Here is a 21,451-nt window from a genome sequence, read left to right as displayed (position 1 = left end):
CGGAGGCCGTCGCGGCGGTGCTCGGTTCCGTCGTCACGTGCGTGCCTCTCTGGGCAGGCCCAGCACCTGCTGGGCGAGGATGTCGCGCTGGATCTCGTCCGAGCCGCCGTAGATGGTGTCGGCGCGGGTGAAGAGGAACAGGCGCTGGAGGGCGTCGAGTTCGTAGGGCCGGTGCGGCGTCCAGTCGTGCGGGCCGAGGGCGGCCGGGGCCCCGCGCACCAGCACGGCCAGCTCACCGAGCTGCTGATGCCAGCGTCCCCACAGCAGCTTGGCGACGCTGGGCGCGCCGGCAACCGCCGCCTCACCACTGCCGGTGCCGGTGCCGGTGCCGGTGCCGGTGCCACCGAGGGTGCGCAGTGCGTTCCAGCGCATCACTCGCAGCTGGGACCACGCCCGCACGAGTCGGTCGCGGAGGACCGGGTCGGCGGCGGCACCGGTACGCAGGGCGAGGCGGAGTACGTGGTCGAGTTCGGCGGCGAAGCCGATCTGCTGGGCGAGCGTTGACACCCCGCGCTCCAGGGCCAGCAGGGAGGTGGCGACCCGCCAGCCGTCGCCCTCGGCGCCCACGCGGTGCCCGGCTTCGGCGAGTGCGCCGTCGAAGAAGACCTCGTTGAAGTCCTCCGTGCCCGACATCTGCCGGATGGGACGGACTTCGACGCGGCCCGGCTGGTCCATCCGCACCAACAGGAAGGAGAGCCCCCGGTGTCCGCTCGTGCCCTGCTCGGTGCGGGCGAGGACGAAGCACCAGTCCGCTTCGTGGGCAAGTGAGGTCCAGATCTTCTGGCCGGTGACGCGGTAGCCTCCGGCCCCGTCGCCCGTCCCGGAGGAGCACGCGGCGCTGGTGCGTACGGCGGTCGTGCGTACGTCGTTCGTGCGTACGGCGGTCGTGCGCACTGCGGCCAGGTCGGAGCCGGCGTTCGGTTCGCTGTAGCCCTGGCACCACAGTTCTTCGCCCCGGGCGATGGCGGGCAGGAAGCGTTGGCGCTGCTCGGCCGTGCCATGGGCGAGCAGGGTCGGGGCGAGCAGGTTCTCGCCGATGTGGCCGACGCGGGCGGGGGCGCCCGCGCGGGCGTACTCCTCGGCCCAGACGACCTGCTGGGTGAGGGTGGCGGTGCGGTTGCCGTAGCTGCCGTGGCGGGGATCCCAGCCGATCCCGATCCAGCCGGCGGCGCCCAGCTCCCGCTCCCAGCGGCGGCGGACGGCGGTGGCCTGGTGCTCGTGCCCGGGCCCGTCCGCTCCGGTGGCGCCCGCGAAGTCGCCGGCCAGGTGGTCGTGGAGCCACTGGCGGGCCTCCGCCCTGAAGTCCTCGTCCTCGCGGGTGAAGCCGAAGTCCACTCGTCCCCCTCTCCACGGGCAGGGCCGGTATCCGTCCCCGCCACCACCTGGTGTCAGCTCACGCGTTGGGGCGGTCCTTGCGGGCTGCGGCCTCGGCCATCTCCTTGAGCCGCTCCAGCAGGGGCATCGGGTCCTGGCCGACCGTGCCGGGCAGGTGGTCGGCGAGTTGCTGCGGGGTCCAGGAGCCATCGGCGTAGGCGGCCCGCAGCTCGCGGGGCTGCGCCCATACGGCGATCTTGGGCCCGGCGACGGTGTAGACCTGTCCGGTGATCTCCTGCTGTCGTGCGTGGTCGCTCAGCAGGTAGACGACGAGGGGTGCGACGTCCTCGGGCTCGCCGATCTCGGTCAGTTCCACGGGGACGTTGGCGGACATCCGGGTGCGGGCCACGGGGGCGACGGCGTTGGCGGTGACGCCGTACTTGTGCAGGCCGAGTGCCGCGCTGCGGACGAGGGAGATGACGCCGCCCTTGGCCGCCGCGTAGTTGGCCTGGGAGACGGAGCCCTGGTGGTTGCCGCTGGTGAAGCCGATCAGGGCGCCGCCGCGTTGGGTGCGCATGACGGCGCTCGCGGCGCGGAAGACGGTGAAGGTCCCCTTGAGGTGGGTGGCGACGACCGGGTCCCACTCGTCCTCGGTCATGTTGAAGAGCATGCGTTCGCGCAGGATTCCGGCCACGCAGACGGCCCCGTCGAGGCGGCCGAAGCTGTCGAGCGCGGTGCCCACGACGCGCTGTCCGCCCTCCATGGTGGAGACGTCGTCGGCGACCGGGACGGCCTGGCCGCCCGCTGCCGCGATCTCCTCGACCACGGCCTCGGCTATCTCGCTGCGCGGTTCGCCGCCGTCCACCGAGACGCCGTAGTCGTTGACGACGACCTTGGCCCCCTCGTCGGCGCAGGCCAGCGCCACCGCGCGGCCGATGCCCCGGCCGGCCCCGGTGACGGCGACGACCTTTCCGGCCAAGAAGTTCCCCACGTCCTGCCCCCTCCCGCCAAATCTGACGACCCGTTAGATTCTTGGGCAGGCGCCCGCCGAGCACAAGACCCCGTGCGACCGGGCCACGCCGCCCGACGTTCCCGGGAGGACAGATGACCGTTCCGGCACAGTGCCCCGAGTTCGCCGAGATCGCCGCTCGCGTCAACAACTGGGGCCGCTGGGGCGCGGGGGACGAGACCGGCACGCTCAACCTCGTCACCGACGAGGTGGTGCGCCGGGCGGTGGCCACCGTCCGCAGCGGCCGCCGCCTCGCGCTCGCGCTGCCGCTCCAGCAGGACGGGGTGCAGACCGGGTTGATCCCCGGCCGGGTGAACCCGCTGCACACGATGGTCGCGCTCAACCTGGAGATGTTCGGCCCCGGCACGGTCGCCACCAGCGACGACGCCGTCACCATGGGCCTGCAGGCCGCCACCCACTGGGACGGTCTCCCCCATGTCTCGCACGGGGGGCGGATCTACAACGGCCGCCCCGCCGACACCGTCACCGCACACGGCGGCGCGGCGTTCAGCGGAATCGAGAAGAGCGGTCCCGTCGTCTCCCGTGGCGTGCTGCTCGATGTGGCGCGCGCCCGGGGCGTTGACCAACTGGCGGGCGGCCACGCGGTCACACCGGAAGATCTCGATGCGGCCGAGGAGTTCGCGGGCACCCACGTACGGGCCGGTGACATCGTGCTCGTCCGTACGGGACAGCTGCGCCGCTATCTGGCCGGCGACAAGCACGGTTACGCCCACCCCTCGCCCGGACTGTCGCTGCGCACCCCCGCCTGGTTCCACGCGCGGGACGTGGCGGCCGTGGCCAACGACACCCTCACCTTCGAGATCGTGCCGCCCGAGATCGAGGGCCTGTGGCTTCCCGTGCACGCCCTGCACCTGGTGGAGATGGGGATGCTCCAGGGCCAGAACTGGAACCTGGAGGAGCTCTCCGCGGCCTGCGCCGACGAGGGCCGCTACGCCTTCTTGCTGACGGCCCAGCCTGAGCCCTTCACCGGCGGCACGGGCGCCCCGGTGGCTCCGGTGGCGGTGCTGTGAGCCGGGCGGGGCTCCGGAGCGCCGCGTTACGGGTAGGACGGGTGCTGCGGGCAGGACGGGTGTGACAGGCGAGACCGGTACTGCGGGCAGGACGGGTGGCGGTGCGCCCTTGCGCGCCCCGAGCACGGCACGGCGTACCGCCACCCGACTCCGGCGCTCGGGGCCCTGCCCTCGGACGGAGGTTGGCGCCGGACCACGACCCGTACTCGTCGAGGAACCCCAGGTACCTCGACGTCCCCTCACGACGAATCGCTCCACCCAAGGGTGATCAAGCCGATACGAGACGTCAACACCTGGTCTGGACTTTGGCGGCTTTGCCCGTTTTATCCCGGCGCATGTTCAACCGAACGCGCCAGCACCGGCCCCCGCGACGTTGACTCGCGCACGCGCGTTCGCACCGGCGTGCACCTCGCCGTTCGGGCGCACTTCACCGTTCGCACGGCCCTCGGCGCGCCCGCCGCCCGCCTCGCGGCCGACGGCCGGTGCCGAACCCGCGGTCGCCAGCGGCGCCGTGTCCAGTTCGCACCACACCCGCTTGCCGCCCGGCTCGTGCTCCCAGCCCCAGCGGTCCGCGAGCCCCGAGACGAGTTCGAGACCGCGCCCACCGGTGTCCTCACCCTCCGCCTGACGGCGGCGTGGCGCACGGCTGCTCGCATCCGCGACCTCCACCCGCACCGAGCCTGCCGCCTCGTGCGCCGCACCACCGCCGCACCGCCGGGGCAGCAGCATGCACAACACGGCCGGACAGCCGGTGTGCACCACCGCGTTGGTGACGAGTTCCGAGATCAGCAGAATCAGCGTCTCGGCAAGGGACTCGTCGGCGTCCACTCCGGCTCCCGCCAGCCGGGCCCTGGCCCACCTCCGGGCGCGCCCCACCTCCGTCGGATCGGATCCGATCTCCAACTGCTCCAGAAGCACCTGCACCGCTCACACCATCCGAACTGGCGGACACATCGCCTCGCGTCTCCATGTAGTCACGGATTGTGACTCCAGTGAGAACAGCATGGTTGACTCATAGTGATGCCAACAAGCGCTTCAGGCATATTCCGGCGCAAAGGAGTAGACGCACGGCATACTGTGCGACGCCGAGCGCAGGGACTCGAACGACCCGCCCTGAAACTCGTGGACATCCTTTTGTTCCTTGGCCTTCGGGGCCGTCGTCGGCTGGCGACCCAACCCGCGCCTTCCGTCCGGCGGCCCGCCGCCACCGGGGCCGCCGCACTCGCGCCCAGGGAGCGTACCGGAGTGGAATCCGATCTTCCGCTCGCGGTCGTCACTGGATGGATACAAGGCGCCCATAACGCAGCGTAATCGCTCTCAATGAATTTCCCGGATGAATCCGCGGTTCACTCTCATATGGGGCACAGCAGCGCTGAGGCCAATCGCTCCTCAGCCGTCACAGCGGTTCGCCACTGCTCGGCACGCAACCACGCGCGTTTCAGGTGCAGATGGACATCGGCCTCCCAGGTGAAGCCCACCCCGCCGTGCACCTGGAGACAGTCGCGTGCATTGCCCACGGCTGCCGCGTCGGCGAGGAGCTTCGCCGCGCTGGTCTCGTCCTCGTCCGCAGTGACGGCCGCCGCGTAAACCACACTTCTGGCCGTTTCCGAACGGACCAGCATCCCGGCGCACAGATGCTGCACCGCCTGGAACGCACCGATCGGACGGCCGAACTGCTCGCGCTGCCGCGCGTACCCGACCGCCATCTCCAACGTGCGGCAGGCGCTCCCGAGCTGGAGCGCCGCGGTGAGCAGCACCGCCTCCCGCAGCAACACCGCCGCGTCCACGGCCTGCTCCCTCCCGGTGCCCCGCGCCGGCCACGCCCCCGGGGCTTCGCTCTCACGCGGGCCGTGCACCCGGTGCAGCGGGGTGAGCGGGTCCAGGGAACGCATCGGGCGCGCCGCCAGCTCACCAGGGGACAGCACCCGCACCGTGTGCCCCTCCTCGAGCACCAGCACGGCGTCCGCCGCCGCCAGGTGCGCGACCGGCGGCGTCGGACCGCCGCACGAGCCCGTGCAGCCCGTGCCCTCCACGGCCGTCACCACAGCCGTGCCGTCCTCGGCCCCCGCCACCAGCCCCGCACTGCCCGCGAGGTGGCTGGCGACCAGGGGGCCGGGCAGCAGCGCCCGTCCCGCCTCCTCGAAGAGCAGCACCGCCTCCGGCAGGCCCAGACCGAGGCCTCCCGCGCTCTGCGGCGCGCGCAGTGCGAACAGTCCCGCCTTTCCCAACTCGCGCCACAGGCCGATGTCGAACGCCGCGCCTTCCGCGTGCCCGTCGACCTGCCCAGCCGCGCCACCGCCGACCGCCGCGCCGTCCACCGCAGCCGCCCTGCCACCCACCGCCGCATCATCGACCGCGTCCCGCAACGCCTCCCGGTCGAACCGTGCTCGCAGCAGTTGCCGCATACCGTCGCGCAACGCCCTCTGGTCCTCCGTCAGCCGGAAGTCCATTCGCGCCGTCACCGTCCCTTCGGGAGGCCGAGGATGCGCTCGGCGACGATGGTGTGCTGGATCTGCGACGTGCCGGCGGCGATGGTGTACGAGAGGGACGAGAGCCGCTCCAGTGCCCACGCCTCCGCCAGGTCCAGCGCGGCGGGGCCCAGCACCGCTGCCGCCGCGTCGTACAGTTCCTGCCGCGCCTGCGAGTAGCGCAGCTTGAAGACCGAGCCGCCCGCTCCGGGTACGCCTGTGCCGCCTTGGCGCAGCCCGTGTGCGGCCTCGCTGACGTTCCACTGGATGAGTCGCCACAGTGCCCCGAATTCCGCGTTCAGCCGGCCCAGCCGACGGCGCACTGCCGCATCGTCCCAGCGGCCGTTCTGCCGCGCACGGCGGGCGAGCAGCCGCAGGGTGCGGCGGCAGGCGACGACCTCGCCGACGAACGCCGTGCCCCGCTCGAAGGAGAGGGTCACCATGGTGACGCGCCAGCCGTCGTTCTCCGCGCCGACCCGGTTGTCGACGGGCACCCGCACCTCGTCCAGGAAGACCTCGGCGAACTCGTGCGAGCCGGCCAGTGTGCGCAGCGGCCGTACGGTGACGCCGGGCGCGTCCATGGGCAGCGCGAGCCACGTGATGCCCTGGTGCCGGGGGGCTTCCGGGTCGGTACGGACGAGCAGTTCGCACCAGTCGGCGACCTCGGCGTGGGAGGTCCAGATCTTGCTGCCGGTCACCACATAGGTGTCACCGTCGCGTACCGCGCGGGTGCGCAGGCGGGCCAGGTCCGAGCCGGCGTCCGGTTCGGAGAACCCCTGGCACCACACCTCCTCGCCACGCAGGATCGGCGGCAGCCAGCGGGCGCGCTGCCCCGGGCTGCCCTCGGCTGCGATCGTCGGTCCGGCGTGCAGCAGCCCGACGAATCCGGCTCCCACATACGGGGCCCCGGCCGCCTCCGTCTCCTCGAGGAAGATCAGGTGCTGGGTGGGTGTCGCGCCCTGGCCGCCCGCGTCCTTCGGCCAGTGCAGACCCGCGTATCCGGCGTCGTACAGCCGGCGCTGCCAGTCCATGTCGTAGGCGCGGCGGCCCTGCCAGTCCAGCGGGTCGGGCCGGGGCGGCAGGGTGGGCAGCACCTCGGCGAGCCAGGTGCGCAGCCGCGCCCGGAACTCCTCTTCCTCCTCCGTGTACGCGAGCCGCATCGCTGCCGGCTCACACCAGGTCGAGTTCGAGCATCCGGATGGCGTTGCCCCGCATCAGCTTGTGGACGGTCTCCTGGTCCAGCCCCTGTACGTGTTCCAGTGCGACTTGTTTGGTGTGCGGGAAGGTGGAGTCGACGTGCGGGTAGTCGGTCTCGAAGGTGGCGTTGTCCCTGCCGACCGCGTCCAGCGCGGTGACGCCGTGTTTGTCGCGGAAGAAGCAGCAGAAGATCTGCCGGTAGTAGTAGGTGGAGGGCGGCTCGGGGATCAGGTCGCGGACGCCGCCCCAGGCACGGTGCTCTTCCCACACGTCGTCGGCGCGCTCCAGTGCGTACGGGATCCAGCCCATCTGGCCCTCGCTGTAGGCGAGCTTCAGCCGCGGATGTCTGACCAGCACGCCACTGAAGAGGAAGTCCGTCATGGAGGCCATGGCGTTGTTGAAGGAGAGCGACGCCTGGACGGCCGGGGGCGCGTCGGGGGAGGCGGCGGGCATCTGGGAGGAGGACCCGATGTGCATGTTGACGACGGTGCCGGTCTCCTCGCAGACGGCGAAGAACGGGTCCCAGTAGCCGCTGTGGATGCTGGGGAGCCCCAGATGTGCGGGGATCTCGCTGAAGGTGACAGCGCGCACCCCGCGCGCGGCGTTGCGGCGTATCTCGGCGACGGCCAGGTCGATGTCCCACAGCGGGATGAGGCAGAGCGGGACGAGCCGGCCGCCGGAGTCGCCGCACCACTCCTCGACCATCCAGTCGTTGTAGGCGCGTACGCAGGCCAGCGCGACCTCCTTGTCGTGCGCCTCGGCGAAGGTCTGCCCGCAGAAGCGGGGGAAGGTGGGAAAGCACAGGGATGCCTCGACATGGTTGAGGTCCATGTCCTTGAGGCGTTCGGCCGGGTCCCAGCAGCCGGGCCGCATCTCCTCGCGGGTGATGCCCTCCAGGGTCATCTCGTCGCGGTCGAAGCCGACGGCGGCGATGTTGCGCTTGTAGGGGAACTTCAGGTCCTCGTAGATCCACCAGTCGGCCGGTGGCCCGTCGGGGTCCATGGTGATCCGGTATCTGCCGCCGACGTACTCGAGCTCCCCGATGCCGGCGGTGAGCGGCTTGGGGCCGCGATCCCGGTACTTGGCGGGCAGCCAGGTGTCGAAGAGGTGCGCGGGTTCGATCACATGGTCGTCGACGCTGATGATGCGCGGTAGTTCGGTCACGGGAGTGGCCCCCTCGCCATACCGGCCTGCTCACTGCCTTATCTGATGACCCGTCAGGTAGAGGCTAGCCCCGCACCTCTGGACCGACAAGCCGTCGCCTCCTACGCTTCCCGCACAACCTGACGGCCCGTCAGGTCAGCCCCGTCAGCTCAACTCCTCCGGCACGGCCGACAGCAGGCATCCAAGGGAGCGCCATGTCCACCCAAGACCACGCGGCCGGCACGACCGCTGTCGCATACGAACTCGGCAACTCGCGCACCCTGTGGAACCTGGTCACCCGCCGGGCGGAGCTCACCCCGGACGTTCCCGCGCTCATCCAGGCAGCCGACAACCCGGTTGACGACCGCTCCCTCACGTTCGGCCAGTTGCGCACCCGCGCCGAACGCACAGCTGCCGGGCTGTACGCGCAGGGAGTGCGCCCCGGACAGACAGTGGCCTGGCAACTGCCCACCCGCATCGAGACCGTTGTGCTCTCCCTCGCCCTGGCCCGGCTCGGCGTACGGCAGACGCCGCTCATCCCCGGGCACCGGGAGCGCGAGGTCGCTCTCGCGCTGCGGGCGACCGGCGCCGACTGGTACACACACCCCGGCCGGTGGCACGGCACCGACTACGCCGCACTGGCCGAGCGGATCAACCGGCAGTACGGGCTCGCCCCGCGCGCGTTCACCGCGTACGACACCCTCCCCGAGGCCCCACCCGGTCCACCGTCAGCGCTGCCACCGCCGCCCGCCGACGGCACCGCTGTGCGCTGGATCTACTGGACCTCGGGCACCACCTCCGAGCCGCGCGGCGTACGCCACACCGACCGCAGCCTGATCGCGGGCGGCTCCTGTCTGGCCCACGCGCTGCGGCTCCGCCCCGACGACGTGGGGTCGATCGCCTTCCCCTACGCGCACATCGGCGGTCCCGACTATCTGGTGATGCTGCTGCTGTACGGGTTTCCCGCCGTACTGTTCGAGAAGTTCGCGATGCCGGGCGCACTGGCGGGCTACCGGCGCCACAAAGTGACGACGGCGGGCGGCTCGACGGCGTTCTACTCGATGTTCCTGGCCGAACAGCGCAAGCAGCCGCACAGCAGACTCCTTCCCGCCCTGCGGTTGCTCGTCGGCGGCGGCGCGCCCAAGCCCCCCGAGCTCTACCACGAGGTGGTCGCGGAGTTGGGCTGTCAGCTCGCCCATGGCTACGGCATGACCGAGGCACCGATGATCACGATGGGCGCTCCCGACGACACACCGGAGCAGTTGGCCACCACCGAGGGACGTCCGCCGCCGGGGATGGAGATCCGGATCACCACACCGGACGGCGAGCCGCTGCCGCCGGGGCACGAGGGAGAGGTCAGGCTGCGGGGCGAGGCGGTGTGCCAGGGCTATCTGGATCCGGACCGGACGGCCGAGGCCTTCGACGCGGACGGCTTTCTGCGCACCGGCGATCTGGGGCGCCTGCTGGAGAGCGGACATCTGGTGCTCACGGGCCGGACGAAGGACATCATCATCCGCAAAGGCGAGAACATCTCGGCCAAGGAGATCGAGCAGCTTCTCTACGAACACCCGGCGGTCGCCGACGCGGCCGTGATCGGGCTGCCCGACCCGGAGCGGGGGGAGCGGGTCTGCGCCGTCGTCGAGCAGCCGCCCGGGGCGGGACGGCTCACGCTCTCGGAACTGACCGCGTATCTGCGGGAGGAGGGGCTGGCCACCTACAAACTGCCCGAGCAGTTGGAGGTGGTGGAGGCGCTGCCGCGCAACGGCACCCTGCGCAAGGTCCTCAAGTACAAGCTGCGGGAGCGATTCGGCTGACTTTCCCGCGCCCCGGGCTCACGCCGTGAGCGGGCCCGCGGGGGTGTGCGCTTCGGTGGCGGCGGCCAGGTCCGGGTAGCAGTCGAAGAGCCGCCGCACCCCCAGCGCCGAGAGCACCCTGTTCACATGCGAGCCGTCCTCGGCACCGCGTGCGGGCAGGATCAGCCGCAGCCGCCCCGCGCAGGACCGCATCAGCCTTCGCGAGGCGATCAGGACGCCCACTCCGCTGGAATCGCAGAACATGACGTCGGACAGATCGAGCACCAGGCTTCTGCGCCCCTCCGCCACAGCGTCGTGCACATGCTGCCGCACCGCGGGTGAGGTGACCAGGTCCAGCTCACCGGAGACCCGGAGCACGGCCCACCCGCCCCGCTCCTCCTCCAGCACCTTCAACGACACTCCCCGCAACCCCTTCGTCGATCGCCCTACAGCAGTCGGCTGCCCTGGCCCACCCCTCCAAAACTGGTCCCAGGGAATCGACCCTAAGCGGTCCGGCGGTATTACCCAGGGGAACCGGCGAGAACTTGTGGTCACGCCCCCATAACGCTCGGCAGCATCCGCCCCTTACGCCCCCGCGTTCCCGCCCGACCCAAGCACTCCGTGACGGAAACTGCACCCTCGGCAACCATCCCGGGGCGCACGTTGCCGCGAAAGGGGCGTGCGCAGTCAGTGGCTCGCACTACATTCGAGGCGTTGACGGGCATCACAAGAGGCGGAAGGGACCGCCGCAAACGGCACCGACGGGGCGGGCCGGAGGCGGACGGCGGAACCGAGGGCTGGGGGCCACCATGGCGAACGACACACCACCGCGCTGGGACCGGAAGATGCAGCAGCGGCTCGCGCGCGGCGAGGCGGCGGCGCTGGGCGAGCTCTACGACCGCTTCGCGTCGCTTGTGCACGGCCTCGCCCACCGGGTGCTGGACGACGAGGAGGCGGCCGACAGCGCCACCCGGGACGTCTTCGCGCACATCTGGGAGAACCCGCACAGCTTCGACCCGCGTGAGGGCCCCATGCGGTCCTGGATAGCGGCACTGACCCAGCAGATCGCGACCGGCAGGCTGCGCAGCCAGCAGCGCAGCGCCGGCCCGTGTTCACCGGAGCAGGCCGAGCGGTTCGAGGAGCAGGTCCGCACGGCTGCCACGGCGGCGCGTGCGGACTACATCGTCACCTCCATGCCGTCCTCCCTGCGCGCCGCCCTCGAACTGGCGTATTTCGAGCGCCACGACTACCGGCAGACAGCCCGCACGCTGGGCGTCACCGAGGACGAGGCCCGCCGCCGGCTGCGGCTGGGGCTCCAACTCCTCTCCTCCGCCATGACACAGCCCGCCATGACCCGATCCGGCGCGGAGTCCCGGCCATGAGTACGCCACCGACACCCCCGACACCTTCGGGCCCTGGCGCCGGCGCCGGCCCTGGCCCTGGGCAGCCCGCCGGGCGGCAGACGCGCGGCCGGCCCTCCCCGGCCATCGGCACCGCCGAAGCAGCGCCGGAAGGCGAACTAAAGGATCACCGGGTCCTCACCTCGCTGCTCGGCGCCTGGGCCCTCGCCGCCTGCTCCCCTGAGGAGACCGCCGCCGTCGAGGCGCATCTGACCGACTGCGCGCCCTGCGCGGAGGAAGCGCTGCGGCTGCGCGACGCCGTCGGGCTGCCCGACCCGCTGCCGGCCGACGCCCTCCCGACCGGTACCGACGCGGGACCGCAGAGCCGTACGGAGGCCTACTGGTCGCTGGGCGAGGCTCGGCACCAGAGCCCGGCAGCCCGCGAGCCGTGGCGGGAGCAGAGCCACGCCATGATCCGCGACGTGTCGTTCCTCGCCGCTCAGGACGAAGCAGACCACGAGGGCGGCCCCGGCGAAGGCGGCACCGGCGAGGGCACAGCGCGCGGCCGGCTCGTCTCCTACGGCAACTTCTCGCTGCCGCTGCGCGACGCGTTCCTCGACCGCGCTTTCGAGTGCTGGATGCACGCCGAGGACATCGCGGAAGCCGTCGACTACCCGTACGGGCCGCCTGGTCCGGCGCATCTCAACCTGCTGGTCGATCTCGCAGCGCGGCAGCTGCCCGGCGCGCTGGCGGCGCGGCGCCGCACGGGGCTCGCGCCCCCGTTCCGCGGTCTGGCCACGGCAGGCGCGCCCGGCCGCACCCTGCATCTGGAGGTCGAGGGCGACGGAGGCGGCGACTGGTACATCCCGCTCGACTCCCCGGGCAGCCGTGCCTCACCGGAGGGCAAGGTCGCCCATATCGCGCTGGACGGCCTGGAGTTCTGCCAGCTCGCGGCGGGCCATGTGCAGCCGCTGGAGGCTGCCGCCGGGCACGACGGTGACCCGCAGGCCATCCAGGACGTCCTCTACGCGACCGCTTCGCTGTCGCGGCTGTAGCCGAACGTGCGGGGCCCGGGGGCGGACGGCCCTCGGGCCCAAAGGCGGGAGGCCCCGGGCCCGGCCGGGCGTCCGGTCAGGCGAAGACGACCGTGCGGTGGCCGTTCAGCAGGACGCGGTGCTCGCTGTGCCACTTCACGGCGCGGGCCAGCGCCTGGCACTCGACGTCACGGCCCACGGCGACCAGCTGCTCGGGCGTGACGTCGTGACCGACCCGCTCGACCTCCTGCTCGATGATCGGGCCCTCGTCGAGGTCGGCGGTCACATAGTGCGCCGTGGCGCCGATCAGCTTCACACCGCGTGCGTGCGCCTGGTGGTAGGGCTTGGCGCCCTTGAAGCTCGGCAGGAAGGAGTGGTGGATATTGATGATCCGTCCGGACAGCTGCTTGCACAGGTTGTCGGAGAGGACCTGCATGTAGCGCGCGAGGACGACGAGTTCCACGCGCTCGGCCTCCACCAGCTCCAGCAGCCGCTCCTCGGCCTGCGCCTTGGTGTCCTTCGTCACAGGGATGTGGTGGAAGGGGAGGTCGTAGGAGGCGACCAGTTCGGCGAAGTCGGTGTGGTTGGAGACCACGGCGACGATCTCGATGGGCAGGGCGCCGATCCGGGAGCGGAAGAGCAGGTCGTTCAGGCAGTGCCCGAACTTGCTCACCATGAGGACGACCCGCATCTTCTCCTCGGCCCGGTGGATCTGCCAGTCCATCCGGAAGGAGTCGCCGACCGCGGAGAAGCTGGCCCGCAGTTTCTCCACGGTGGTGTTGCCGGTGAAGTGGACGCGCATGAAGAAGAGCCCGGTGTCGCGGTCCCCGAACTGCTGGCTGTCCTCGATGTTGCAGCCCGTCATGAACAGGTAGCTGGAGACGGCGTGCACGATGCCCTGATTGTCCGGGCACGAGAGAGTGAGGACGAACTGTCCCGCCTGCTCGTTTTCGCTCTTCTCAGCGATCTCGGCGGAGTTGTCGGGGGCGGAGTGCGACTGGCTCATGGCTTCAAGACTGGCACATCACCCGGGGTGCCCCGGTCACACCGTCCGGAGCATGATCGCCAGGACCTCCAGGGAGCGCGGCGGCTCGTCCGGGTCCTCGCCGTCGTTCCCGGCGAGCAGCACATGGGCCTCCCGCGCCGCTTGTACGGCCTCCGGCCACGCCGGGTGTTCCAGATACGAGGCGACCGGGGCGTCGGCGCCGACCTGGTGCATGATGCGCAGCACCCGCAGCACGGCGGCGTCCACCAGCTGGGCCTCCTGCGCGTCCCGGAAGATCGTTCCGACGTATTTCTCCGCCGACCAGTTGTCCAGCCAGGTGTCCTCGACCAGGCGGTAGACGGCGTCCGTGACATCGCCGTATCCGGGGACCCCGGCCAGCCAGCACTCGTGCTGGAAGGTCTGGTCGGAGAGCATGTGCAGCGCCGAGCGCACGTTGCTGCGCCAGCGCCACCAAGGCACGTCGTTGACAGGCATGCCGCCTATGGTGGTGGAACCACGGCCACGTCGGGAAGACTTCACGGAACCTGCTTGCTGCATGGTCACCGACCCTACGTTCCGTTCACCGCACCCGGGCGGCGGCCCCTCGCCCTGCCGCGCACCCGCTCACAGCGCGCCCACGCCCGCTCACAGGGAGCCGTACTGCCGCTCGTCGAGGCCGTACTTCTTCGCCGTCGGATTCCACAGCCGCGCCGCCTTCTTCTTGGAGGCAGTCGCCTTACCGCTGGCCCCGTTGCCGGCCGCCAGGTGACGGGTCGGTTTGGCCTTGCCCTTGTGGCAGCCCTTCTTACGCGCCACCTGGTCCGCCCAGGCCGCGTAGTGGCTGTCGGCCGAGGCCGAGGACCGCCAGGCGCTCTTGAGCGCCGAGTTCAGCTGGGCGCTGTGCGGGATGGCGTCCGTCTTCAGCTCGCCGAGCCGCCGCACCAGCGCGTTGCGCTGCTTGGCGGCGGACCGCAGATCGGCCGCCGCCTTGCCCAGCGACTTGCAGGCCCTGATGTTCTGCACGGAACGTATGACCGCGGAGCGGCTGTTGTTGCTGTCGGCCAGCAGCGCGTCCAGCTTCTTGGCCTGTGCCTCGGCGGGGTCCGGCGCCGCGGAGGACTTCTTCTCCCCCGCGGGCTCGCTGGACGCCTTCGGCTTGTCGGAGCCGGGGTCGTCGTCACCGCCGTTCGCGAGGAGCAGGCCGACGACGAGGCCGATCACCGCGACGCCCGCCAGCCCTGCGCCTATCAGCACCCCGGGATGCATGCCGCGGCGGCCCCGGCCGGCGTCGCGCCGCGCCGCCCGCCCACCGGCCTGCGGCTCGTACTGCCGCGAGCCCGGCTGCGGATAGCCGTAACCGCCACCCTGCGAGCCCGGCTGCGGGTACCCGTAGCCGCCACCCTGTGTACCGGGCTGCGGGTAGCCGTAGCCGCCACCCTGCGAGCCCGGCTGCGGGTAGCCGTAACCGCCGCGTGGCGGGGCCTGCCGCTGCGCCGCGTCGTCGAAGACGGGCAGGCTCTGCGTGGAGCCCGGCTCGCCGTTGCCGGCGGCGGGCTGTCCCCGGCCGGACTGCGGCGCGTCGGACCTGAAGAGGTTCTCGAACTCCGGGAGGGGCTGCCGCGTGCCCTCCGCCCCGGCGCCCTGCCCTTGGGTGTCGGGCGTGCCCGCGCCGGGCGTGCCCGCGCCGGGCGTGCCCGCGCCGGGCGTACCCGCGCCGGACATCGGCGGAAGCATCTGGGTCGCCTCCGAGTCGCCGCCCACACCGGCCGCCATCGGGGGCAGATACTGCGTGGCCTCGCTGTCCGGGCTGCCACCCACCGGGGCGGCGGGCCCCGGCTGCTGCGGCGGCAGCAGCTGCGTCCCGTCGTCCGGTCCGACGGAACCCGCTGCGGGCTGGCCCGCCGGGAACGGCGGAAGCATCTGGGTGGCGTCGCTGTCGCCCGGTCCGCCCTGGTACGCGCCCTGCGGCGGCGTCGGCGGGGCCGAGGGTGCGGACGGCGGGGGCGCGCTCGGCGGAGGTGGCATCGCGCCGGGCAGCGACTGCCCGTACGCGGGCGGCGGCATCTCTCCCGGAGTGCCAGGGCCGCCCTGCCCGGCGGCCGGGGGCAGCGGTCCGGCACCGCCGGGTGACTGCGGCTGCGGCAGATGCGGCGAGGTGGAGGGTGCCGACGGCGGAGTCCGGGGGCGGGCCGGGGTGCCCTCGGGGGGCAGCGGCAGCGCACCGCCGGGCTCGTCCTGCTGCGGAGCGCCCCAGTAGCCGGGGCTGCCCTGCCCGGTGCCGCCGTGCCCGGGGCCGCCGTGTCCGGGGCCGCCGTGCCCGGGGCCGCCGTGTCCGGGGCCGCCGTGCCCGGGGCCGCCGTGTCCGGGGCCGCCGTGCCCGGGGCCGCCGTGTCCGGGGCCGCCGTGCCCGGGGCCGCCGTGTCCGGGGCCGCCGTGCCCGGTGCCGCCGTGTCCGGGGCCGTCCTGCTGGGCGCCGCCGTAGCCGCCGTAGGTGCTGTCGTCGGTCTGGGCCGCCTCGGCGCCCGGGCCCCAGGGACCGCCCCACGGCTGCCCGGCCGGGGGCCGCACCTGCTCGCGCTCGGACTGGGCCTGGCGCTGCTGCTGAGGAGTCCAAGGGTCGCCGTTGGCAGGCAGCACGACCCCCTCGTACGGGGTCGTGGAGGCGGGCAGGGCGTCACCGGCGGAGCCGGAAGTCCCGTCCTGTCCGCGTCCGTTGTGCGTTGTCACCGAGACTCCTCGTTCGCATGGCTAGCGGAAGCGTCGGCTCACGCTACCGGGTCATGCCAACGGGCGACCACGCGCCCAGATGTGCGGACACCCTTCCTTCACCTGATGTCGCCATGAAGTCCCCAAGGAAGGATGAATCAGGCGAAACGCTCGGTCGGTCACCGGGGGTAGGCCAGGCCCCTCACGCCGCGGCGATCGGCTCCAGACTCTCGTGGAACTCCCGCACCACGGACTCGTCCCGGTACGGTTCCAGCCGCTGCCGGAAGTCGTCCAGATACTCCGCGCCCCGGTCCGACCGCAGCCCCGCGAGCAGTTGTGCCGCCTGCCCGCCCGTCTGGCAGGCGCGCTCCACCTCGCGCTGCTGCACCTGCGCTCCGGCCAGCAGGAACAGCCCGATCGCACGCCGCCGCGCCCGGCCGTGCGGATGCCCGGTGACGGCCTCCTCCGCGCGCGCCGCCGCGCTCTCGGCCTGGCCCAGGTCGCGGTGGCAGTGGGCGAGTTCGTCCGCGAGGTAGGCGCGGTCGAAGTGCGCGATCCAGGACGGGTCGTCCCCGGCCTCGACCGCCGCCTCGGCGCCGTCCATGGCCGTCAGCGCCCGGGTGACGGAAGCCTGGCAGGCGCGCGCATCGCCCATCAGCGCGTGCCCGCGCGCCTCCGCGGCGTGGAACATCGCCTCCACGCGCGGCGTCACCCGCCCCCGCGCCCCCTCCTGTGCCGCACGCGCCAACTGGGCGATCTCGCGCGGGTTGCCGAGCGAGGCGGCCAGATGGCTCATCCCGGCGGCCAGCACATAGCCGCCGTACGCCCGGTCCCCAGCCGCCTGGGCCAGCCGCAGGGACTGGATGTAGTACCGCTGTGCGAGCCCGTGCTGGCCGGTGTCCACGGCCATGTAGCCCGCCAGTTCGGTCAACCGGGCCACCGCGGCGAACAGCGACCGGCCGACCGCCTCCTTGTAGGAGCCCCCGAGCAGCCCGGAGACGACGCTGTTGAGGTAGTGCACCACCACGGGGCGGATGTGGCCGCTGCCGTAGCGGTGGTCGAGGTCGGAGAGCGCCTCGGTCATCGCCTGTACGGCCGCCACGTCCGCCTCGCCCACCCGGGCCCCTGAGGAGCGTGCGACCTGGTGATCGGGCTGCGTGATCAGCCAGTCCCTGCTCGGCTCGACCAGCGCGGAGGCGGCCACTGTCGACCCGGTCAGGAAGTCCCTGCGGCCCACGTCACTGCGCCACAGCTCACAGACCTGCTCGACGGCGCCGACGACGGTCGGCGCGAACTGCAGCCCCACGCCCGAAGCGAGGTTCTTGCCGTTGGCCATGCCGATCTCGTCGATCGTCACGGTACGGCCCAGCTTGCGGCCGAGGGCCTCGGCGATGATGCCCGGAGCCCGTCCGCGCGGCTGCTGGCCGCGCAGCCAGCGCGCCACGGAGGTCTTGTCGTACCGCAGATCCAGTCCGTGCTCGGCGCCGCACATGTTGACGCGGCGGGCGAGGCCGGCGTTCGAGCACCCGGCCTCCTGGATGAGTGCCTGCAGCCGTTCATTGGGCTGCCTCGCGACGAGCGGCCTGGCGGCCATGCGATCCCCCTCCGTGGTTTCTCTGCAACCAAGACCCGGCGTGATCACGGCCCGGCGCCGACTGCTTGACGCAGACCGCGCGGCGCCGGCTGATTTGCGCATATGCCCGTGAGCTCTCCCAAAACCCGCGCTTCACAGCACAATGCGCCGCAGAGGGACTACCCACCCAAGACAGCTCTTCTGTGCACGCGCCCCCACACTTGCCACCATGCGCCGTTATGAGCGCGGCCTGCCCCTTGCCCGGTGAAAACAGTGACGCGCTGCGGACGCATGCGCCGTCGCGCCTCGGACCGCGCCGTTCAGCGCCCGTAACCCCTGCGGGGGACGAAAGTTGTGATGGTCGTGGAAGAGACCATCGCCTTTACCTCTGGAGCGACCACGGACACCTCTGGAGCGGCCACGGACGCGCACATCCCCGGACAGCGGACAGCACCGCCCGCGACACCCCTCGAACACGCGGTGCGCTACACGCAGGAGCGGGCCTGGGACGTCTTTCCCGGCACCTGGCTGGAAACGGTGAACGGCGTCCCGCGCTGCGCCTGCGGCGAGCGCGCGTGCCCCGCCCCCGGCGCACACCCGGCGCGCGCACGCTGGGCGGACGAGACGACGGGGAGCGCGACGACCGTGCGCCGGGTGTGGGCCACCGAGCCGCGTGCCGCCGTACTGCTGCCGACGGGGCGCGCCTTCGACGCGCTGGAGGTCTCCGAAGCCGTCGGCTGCCTGGCTCTCGCCCGCCTGGAGCGGATGGACCAGCCGCTGGGACCTGTCACCTGCACGCCGGACGGCCGGATGCTCTTCTTCGTCCTTCCGGGCGCCACCGCGAAGGTTCCCGCGACTCTGCGGCGGTTGGGGTGGTCGCCCACCGCGTTGGACCTTCGGTCCAAGGGGGCGGGGGACTGGGTGGCTGCGCCGCCTACGCGGGTGGGGTCGCGGGGGGCTGTGCAGTGGGCTCGGGAGCCCAATGCGGCCAATCGTTGGTTGCCCGATGTGGATGAGTTGCTGCCCACCATTGCGTACGCCTGCGGCCGTGAGGCCGCCGCCATTGGTTGAGGGCCGCCGCCATTGGTTGAGGGCCGCCTCCAATGGTTGAGGGCTCAGCCCTCTGCCCCTCTTCCGTTTATGGGGGCTCCCGCCCCCAAACCCCCGGGTCCTCGCCGGACGGGCGTTGGGGCGGCTCCTCCCCCAGACTCCGTCCGGGGGGACCCCCACCCAACCACCCCCCGCTACGGGGGCTTCGCCCCCCTAGGAGCCCCCTTCCGCAACAGCACATTCCCGTAGACGTTCACCCACTCCAACCCATCGTTGAGGCCCTTGGTCCGGCCGGTGACTCCCGCAGGGTCGTCACCGGCCGGTCCAAGGACCCGCACCACTGAGGGTGGCCTTGAAAGGCAATGGGGTGGTCCCATGCGGCAGGGGGGTCCTAGGGGGGCGAAGCCCACCTGTCGGGGGGCCGTTGGGGGCCCCCCGACGGAGTCTGGGGGAGGAGCCTCCCGACACGACCACTCGGCGGCAGCCGGGACACAAACCGGGCGTGCGTCCACAACCGGTGGCGCCCCGAAGAGAGGGGGGTACCAAGGGGTCAGGTGCCAGTTGTGGGGAGGGTTGCCTGGAGGAAGGGTTCGACGACGCGGCGCCAATCATCGGGCTGGTCGTAATGGATCAAATGCCCTGCCTCAGTGACCTCGGCGTAAATGCCCCGCGGCAGCACCCGCACCATTTCCTGGGCCTCGGCACGCCCGAGTTCCCCGTCGAGTCCGCGCACCACCAGGGTGGGGCAGCGGACCTGGGCGAGTTCGTCCCAGTGCGCGTCGTGCACCCACCCTTCCCGGACCCGCATCATCACCTCCGGCGAGAAGGTGGGGCGCCAGCCGTCCTCGCGTTCGGACATCACCTCGGCGAAGAACTCGCCCCGCGAGGGGCGTGGGCGTTCGAGGGAGGGGTCGTCCTCGCCGAACCACCTGCGGACGTCGGCGAGGGTCGCGAAGGGGGCCGGCCAGGACTTGAACCACTCCTCCCACTCCCGCTGCGACTGCTCGCCGAGCGCGGTGGCCCGCATGTCGCTGATCACCAGTGCTTGGACGAGGTCGGGGCGTTTGGCGGCGAGTTGCCACGCGGTGAGCGCGCCCATGGCGTGGCCGACGAGGGCGACGGGGGCCAGTTCGAGTTGTTCGAGCGCGGCTTCGGCGTCGGCGACGAACGCTTCCCGGTCGTAGCGGCCCTCGTTCGGCTTGTCGCTGCGGCCGTGGCCGCGCTGGTCGAGGGCGACGGCGCGATAGCGGTCCGCCAGCCAGCGAGCGGTTCCGGCCCAGTGGGAGGCGCGGCCCATGAGTCCGTGCAGTAACAGCACGCCCGGCGGTTTGCGGCGCTGCGTGTCGGCCAGGGCCTCGGAGCCGGCGCCGGCCTTGGGTGAGTCGGCGAACTCCCAGGCGGCAAGACGGAGTCCGTCCGCCCCCGTCACATCGATACGTCGCACCATGCGTCGTGACACCCCCACTCCTGTGACCGCCGCGTCAGACTATCGAACCTTTATTCGAACAGCCGGGGCTCACGGCGAATACCCCACCTTTGAGTGACAACGTTGCGGGGTTGTCCGTCGTCCCCCGGGGGAGACAGGAACCGGGAGGGCGGCAGACCCTGAGAGCTCGGGGCTCCGGGTTGCCGCGGGGGGACATGGGGAGGCGGGGCTCCGGAGGCCGAAGGCACCGGAGCCCCGGCTGCTCACCCTCGGCGCGAGGCCGAGGCCCGCGGAACACAGCATCGATGGCTCCCTTCCGCCGGCGCTGGCGTCGCACGGCACGCATACGGCCGCTCGTGTTCCGGCAACTCTGGTACGGCCGGAAGAATTTGGGAAGACGCCCATCCGCGCGGGCGCGTCGCCGCGCGCCGGGGCGGCTTTCCGTGCGCCCTACTTGGACGCAACCGTCTCGCTTCCGCCTGACCGGCGCCATCGAGTTGGCGGAAACCCGCCGTTGGGGCACAGCACCACGTGCCCCAACGCGGGAGCGTCGTGGTTGCTCGCACCGCCCCCGCGCCCCCGGCGGAGCGCTTCAGCGCTTGGCGACGAAGACGTGCGCGGCGACCTCGGTGCCCAGTTCCGCCGCCTCGCCGCTGCTGCCCACCTGGACGCCGCCCGCGGAGCCCGCGTTGACGCTGACGACCGCGCCCGGCTGCACACCGGCCCGCCGCAGGGTGTACATCAGCTGGGCGTCCATCTGGATCGGCTCGCCGATCCTGCGGACCACGACGGTCTTGCCGTCGCCGCCCGTCTCGACGTCGTTCAGGCTGACCAGGCCGTCGTCCAGGAAGGGGTCGGCCTCGGCCTTCTCGCCCAGCTCCTCCAGGCCCGGGATCGGGTTGCCGTAGGGGGACTCGGTGGGGTGCCGCAGCAGGTCGAGTACGCGGCGCTCGACCGCCTCGCTCATCACGTGCTCCCAGCGGCACGCCTCCGCGTGCACCTGCTCCCACTCCAGGCCGATCACATCGACCAGCAGACACTCCGCCAGCCGGTGCTTGCGCATCACGCGGGTGGCCAGCTGCCTGCCCTCTTCGGTGAGCTCCAGGTGCCGGTCCCCGGCGACCGTCACCAGTCCGTCCCGCTCCATCCGGGCCACGGTCTGGCTGACCGTCGGACCGCTCTGGTCCAGGCGCTCGGCGATGCGGGCACGCATCGGGACCACACCTTCCTCCTCGAGCTCCAGGATGGTGCGGAGATACATCTCCGTCGTGTCGATGAGTCCTGACATTGCGCAGCCCCTAGTCAGTCGTGCGGTGGCCCTGAAAGCAATTCTGACGCATCCCACCGACAACCGCGCCGCCCCGACCGTGTGCCGGTATCCG

Annotated in this window: 18 protein-coding genes; 5 read left to right on the top strand and 13 right to left on the bottom strand. The window is 72.0% G+C overall.

Going from position 1 to position 21,451, the window contains the following annotated elements:
- Positions 1–33: 33 nt before the first annotated feature.
- Together HC362_RS18755 and HC362_RS18750 are read right to left on the bottom strand one after the other, a co-directional pair.
- Positions 34–1,335 carry an acyl-CoA dehydrogenase family protein gene (locus HC362_RS18755; protein ID WP_243085110.1) on the bottom strand — a complete coding sequence of 434 codons (1,302 nt, stop codon included), beginning with the start codon at positions 1,333–1,335 and terminating at the stop codon, positions 34–36.
- Between the two features lie 58 nt (positions 1,336–1,393).
- Positions 1,394–2,305 carry an SDR family oxidoreductase gene (locus HC362_RS18750; protein WP_243085109.1) on the bottom strand — a complete coding sequence of 304 codons (912 nt, stop codon included), beginning with the start codon at positions 2,303–2,305 and terminating at the stop codon, positions 1,394–1,396.
- A gap of 113 nt (positions 2,306–2,418) precedes the next feature.
- Between HC362_RS18750 and HC362_RS18745 the strand changes: the two genes are divergently transcribed.
- Positions 2,419–3,354: a cyclase family protein gene (locus HC362_RS18745; protein WP_243085107.1), complete on the top strand. Its 936-nt coding sequence runs from the start codon at positions 2,419–2,421 to the stop codon at positions 3,352–3,354.
- A gap of 339 nt (positions 3,355–3,693) precedes the next feature.
- Here the strand turns inward: HC362_RS18745 and HC362_RS18740 are convergent, their stop codons facing one another.
- From HC362_RS18740 to HC362_RS18725, 4 genes are all read right to left on the bottom strand, one after another.
- Complete coding sequence (locus HC362_RS18740) at positions 3,694–4,278, bottom strand: ATP-binding protein (RefSeq protein WP_243085105.1); 585 nt, start codon at positions 4,276–4,278, stop codon at positions 3,694–3,696.
- Between the two features lie 428 nt (positions 4,279–4,706).
- Positions 4,707–5,804: an acyl-CoA dehydrogenase family protein gene (locus HC362_RS18735; protein ID WP_243088688.1), complete on the bottom strand. Its 1,098-nt coding sequence runs from the start codon at positions 5,802–5,804 to the stop codon at positions 4,707–4,709.
- Between the two features lie 8 nt (positions 5,805–5,812).
- Positions 5,813–6,982 carry an acyl-CoA dehydrogenase family protein gene (locus HC362_RS18730; RefSeq protein WP_243085104.1) on the bottom strand — a complete coding sequence of 390 codons (1,170 nt, stop codon included), beginning with the start codon at positions 6,980–6,982 and terminating at the stop codon, positions 5,813–5,815.
- 10 nt (positions 6,983–6,992) lie between these two features.
- On the bottom strand, positions 6,993–8,183 hold the full coding sequence (locus HC362_RS18725; protein WP_243085102.1) for an amidohydrolase family protein: 1,191 nt from the start codon (positions 8,181–8,183) through the stop codon (positions 6,993–6,995).
- Between the two features lie 194 nt (positions 8,184–8,377).
- Here HC362_RS18725 and HC362_RS18720 point away from each other — a divergent pair, with 194 nt between their 5' ends.
- Positions 8,378–9,976, top strand: coding sequence for an AMP-binding protein (locus tag HC362_RS18720; RefSeq protein WP_243085100.1), 1,599 nt, complete (start codon positions 8,378–8,380; stop codon positions 9,974–9,976).
- Positions 9,977–9,994: 18 nt separating this feature from the next.
- On the opposite strand, the gene HC362_RS18715 is transcribed toward HC362_RS18720, so the two are convergent.
- Positions 9,995–10,375 (bottom strand): STAS domain-containing protein, encoded by a 381-nt coding sequence (locus HC362_RS18715; RefSeq protein WP_209265390.1) that lies wholly within the window; start codon positions 10,373–10,375, stop codon positions 9,995–9,997.
- A 389-nt stretch (positions 10,376–10,764) separates the two neighbouring features.
- Between HC362_RS18715 and HC362_RS18710 the strand changes: the two genes are divergently transcribed.
- On the top strand, positions 10,765–11,337 hold the full coding sequence (locus HC362_RS18710; RefSeq protein WP_243085099.1) for a sigma-70 family RNA polymerase sigma factor: 573 nt from the start codon (positions 10,765–10,767) through the stop codon (positions 11,335–11,337).
- Positions 11,334–12,350: a zf-HC2 domain-containing protein gene (locus HC362_RS18705; protein ID WP_243085097.1), complete on the top strand. Its 1,017-nt coding sequence runs from the start codon at positions 11,334–11,336 to the stop codon at positions 12,348–12,350. Before HC362_RS18710 ends, HC362_RS18705 begins: the two co-directional genes overlap by 4 nt.
- Positions 12,351–12,426: 76 nt before the next feature.
- Here the strand turns inward: HC362_RS18705 and purU are convergent, their stop codons facing one another.
- The 4 genes from purU to HC362_RS18685 all read right to left on the bottom strand — a co-directional run bounded on the left by purU (position 12,427) and on the right by HC362_RS18685 (position 17,614).
- Positions 12,427–13,335 (bottom strand): formyltetrahydrofolate deformylase, encoded by a 909-nt coding sequence (gene purU, locus HC362_RS18700; RefSeq protein ID WP_243085095.1) that lies wholly within the window; start codon positions 13,333–13,335, stop codon positions 12,427–12,429.
- Positions 13,336–13,371: 36 nt separating this feature from the next.
- Positions 13,372–13,872, bottom strand: coding sequence for a hypothetical protein (locus HC362_RS18695; protein ID WP_243085093.1), 501 nt, complete (start codon positions 13,870–13,872; stop codon positions 13,372–13,374).
- 87 nt (positions 13,873–13,959) lie between these two features.
- Positions 13,960–16,041 (bottom strand): hypothetical protein, encoded by a 2,082-nt coding sequence (locus HC362_RS18690; protein WP_243085092.1) that lies wholly within the window; start codon positions 16,039–16,041, stop codon positions 13,960–13,962.
- A gap of 181 nt (positions 16,042–16,222) precedes the next feature.
- Positions 16,223–17,614 carry a transcriptional regulator gene (locus tag HC362_RS18685; protein WP_243085090.1) on the bottom strand — a complete coding sequence of 464 codons (1,392 nt, stop codon included), beginning with the start codon at positions 17,612–17,614 and terminating at the stop codon, positions 16,223–16,225.
- Positions 17,615–17,950: 336 nt separating this feature from the next.
- Here HC362_RS18685 and HC362_RS18680 point away from each other — a divergent pair, with 336 nt between their 5' ends.
- Positions 17,951–18,664 (top strand): bifunctional DNA primase/polymerase, encoded by a 714-nt coding sequence (locus HC362_RS18680; protein WP_243085089.1) that lies wholly within the window; start codon positions 17,951–17,953, stop codon positions 18,662–18,664.
- Between the two features lie 529 nt (positions 18,665–19,193).
- On the opposite strand, the gene HC362_RS18675 is transcribed toward HC362_RS18680, so the two are convergent.
- Positions 19,194–20,090 carry an alpha/beta hydrolase gene (locus tag HC362_RS18675; RefSeq protein ID WP_243085088.1) on the bottom strand — a complete coding sequence of 299 codons (897 nt, stop codon included), beginning with the start codon at positions 20,088–20,090 and terminating at the stop codon, positions 19,194–19,196.
- A gap of 571 nt (positions 20,091–20,661) precedes the next feature.
- Positions 20,662–21,357, bottom strand: coding sequence for a metal-dependent transcriptional regulator (locus HC362_RS18670; RefSeq protein WP_209242938.1), 696 nt, complete (start codon positions 21,355–21,357; stop codon positions 20,662–20,664).
- Positions 21,358–21,451: the final 94 nt, after the last annotated feature.

It is taken from the genome of Streptomyces sp. 891-h (assembly GCF_022760275.1).
Taxonomy (GTDB): Bacteria; Actinomycetota; Actinomycetes; order Streptomycetales; family Streptomycetaceae; genus Streptomyces; species Streptomyces spirodelae.
The sequence above is the reverse complement of the archived record's forward strand: the minus strand, read 5'-3'. Positions and strand labels throughout refer to the sequence as shown.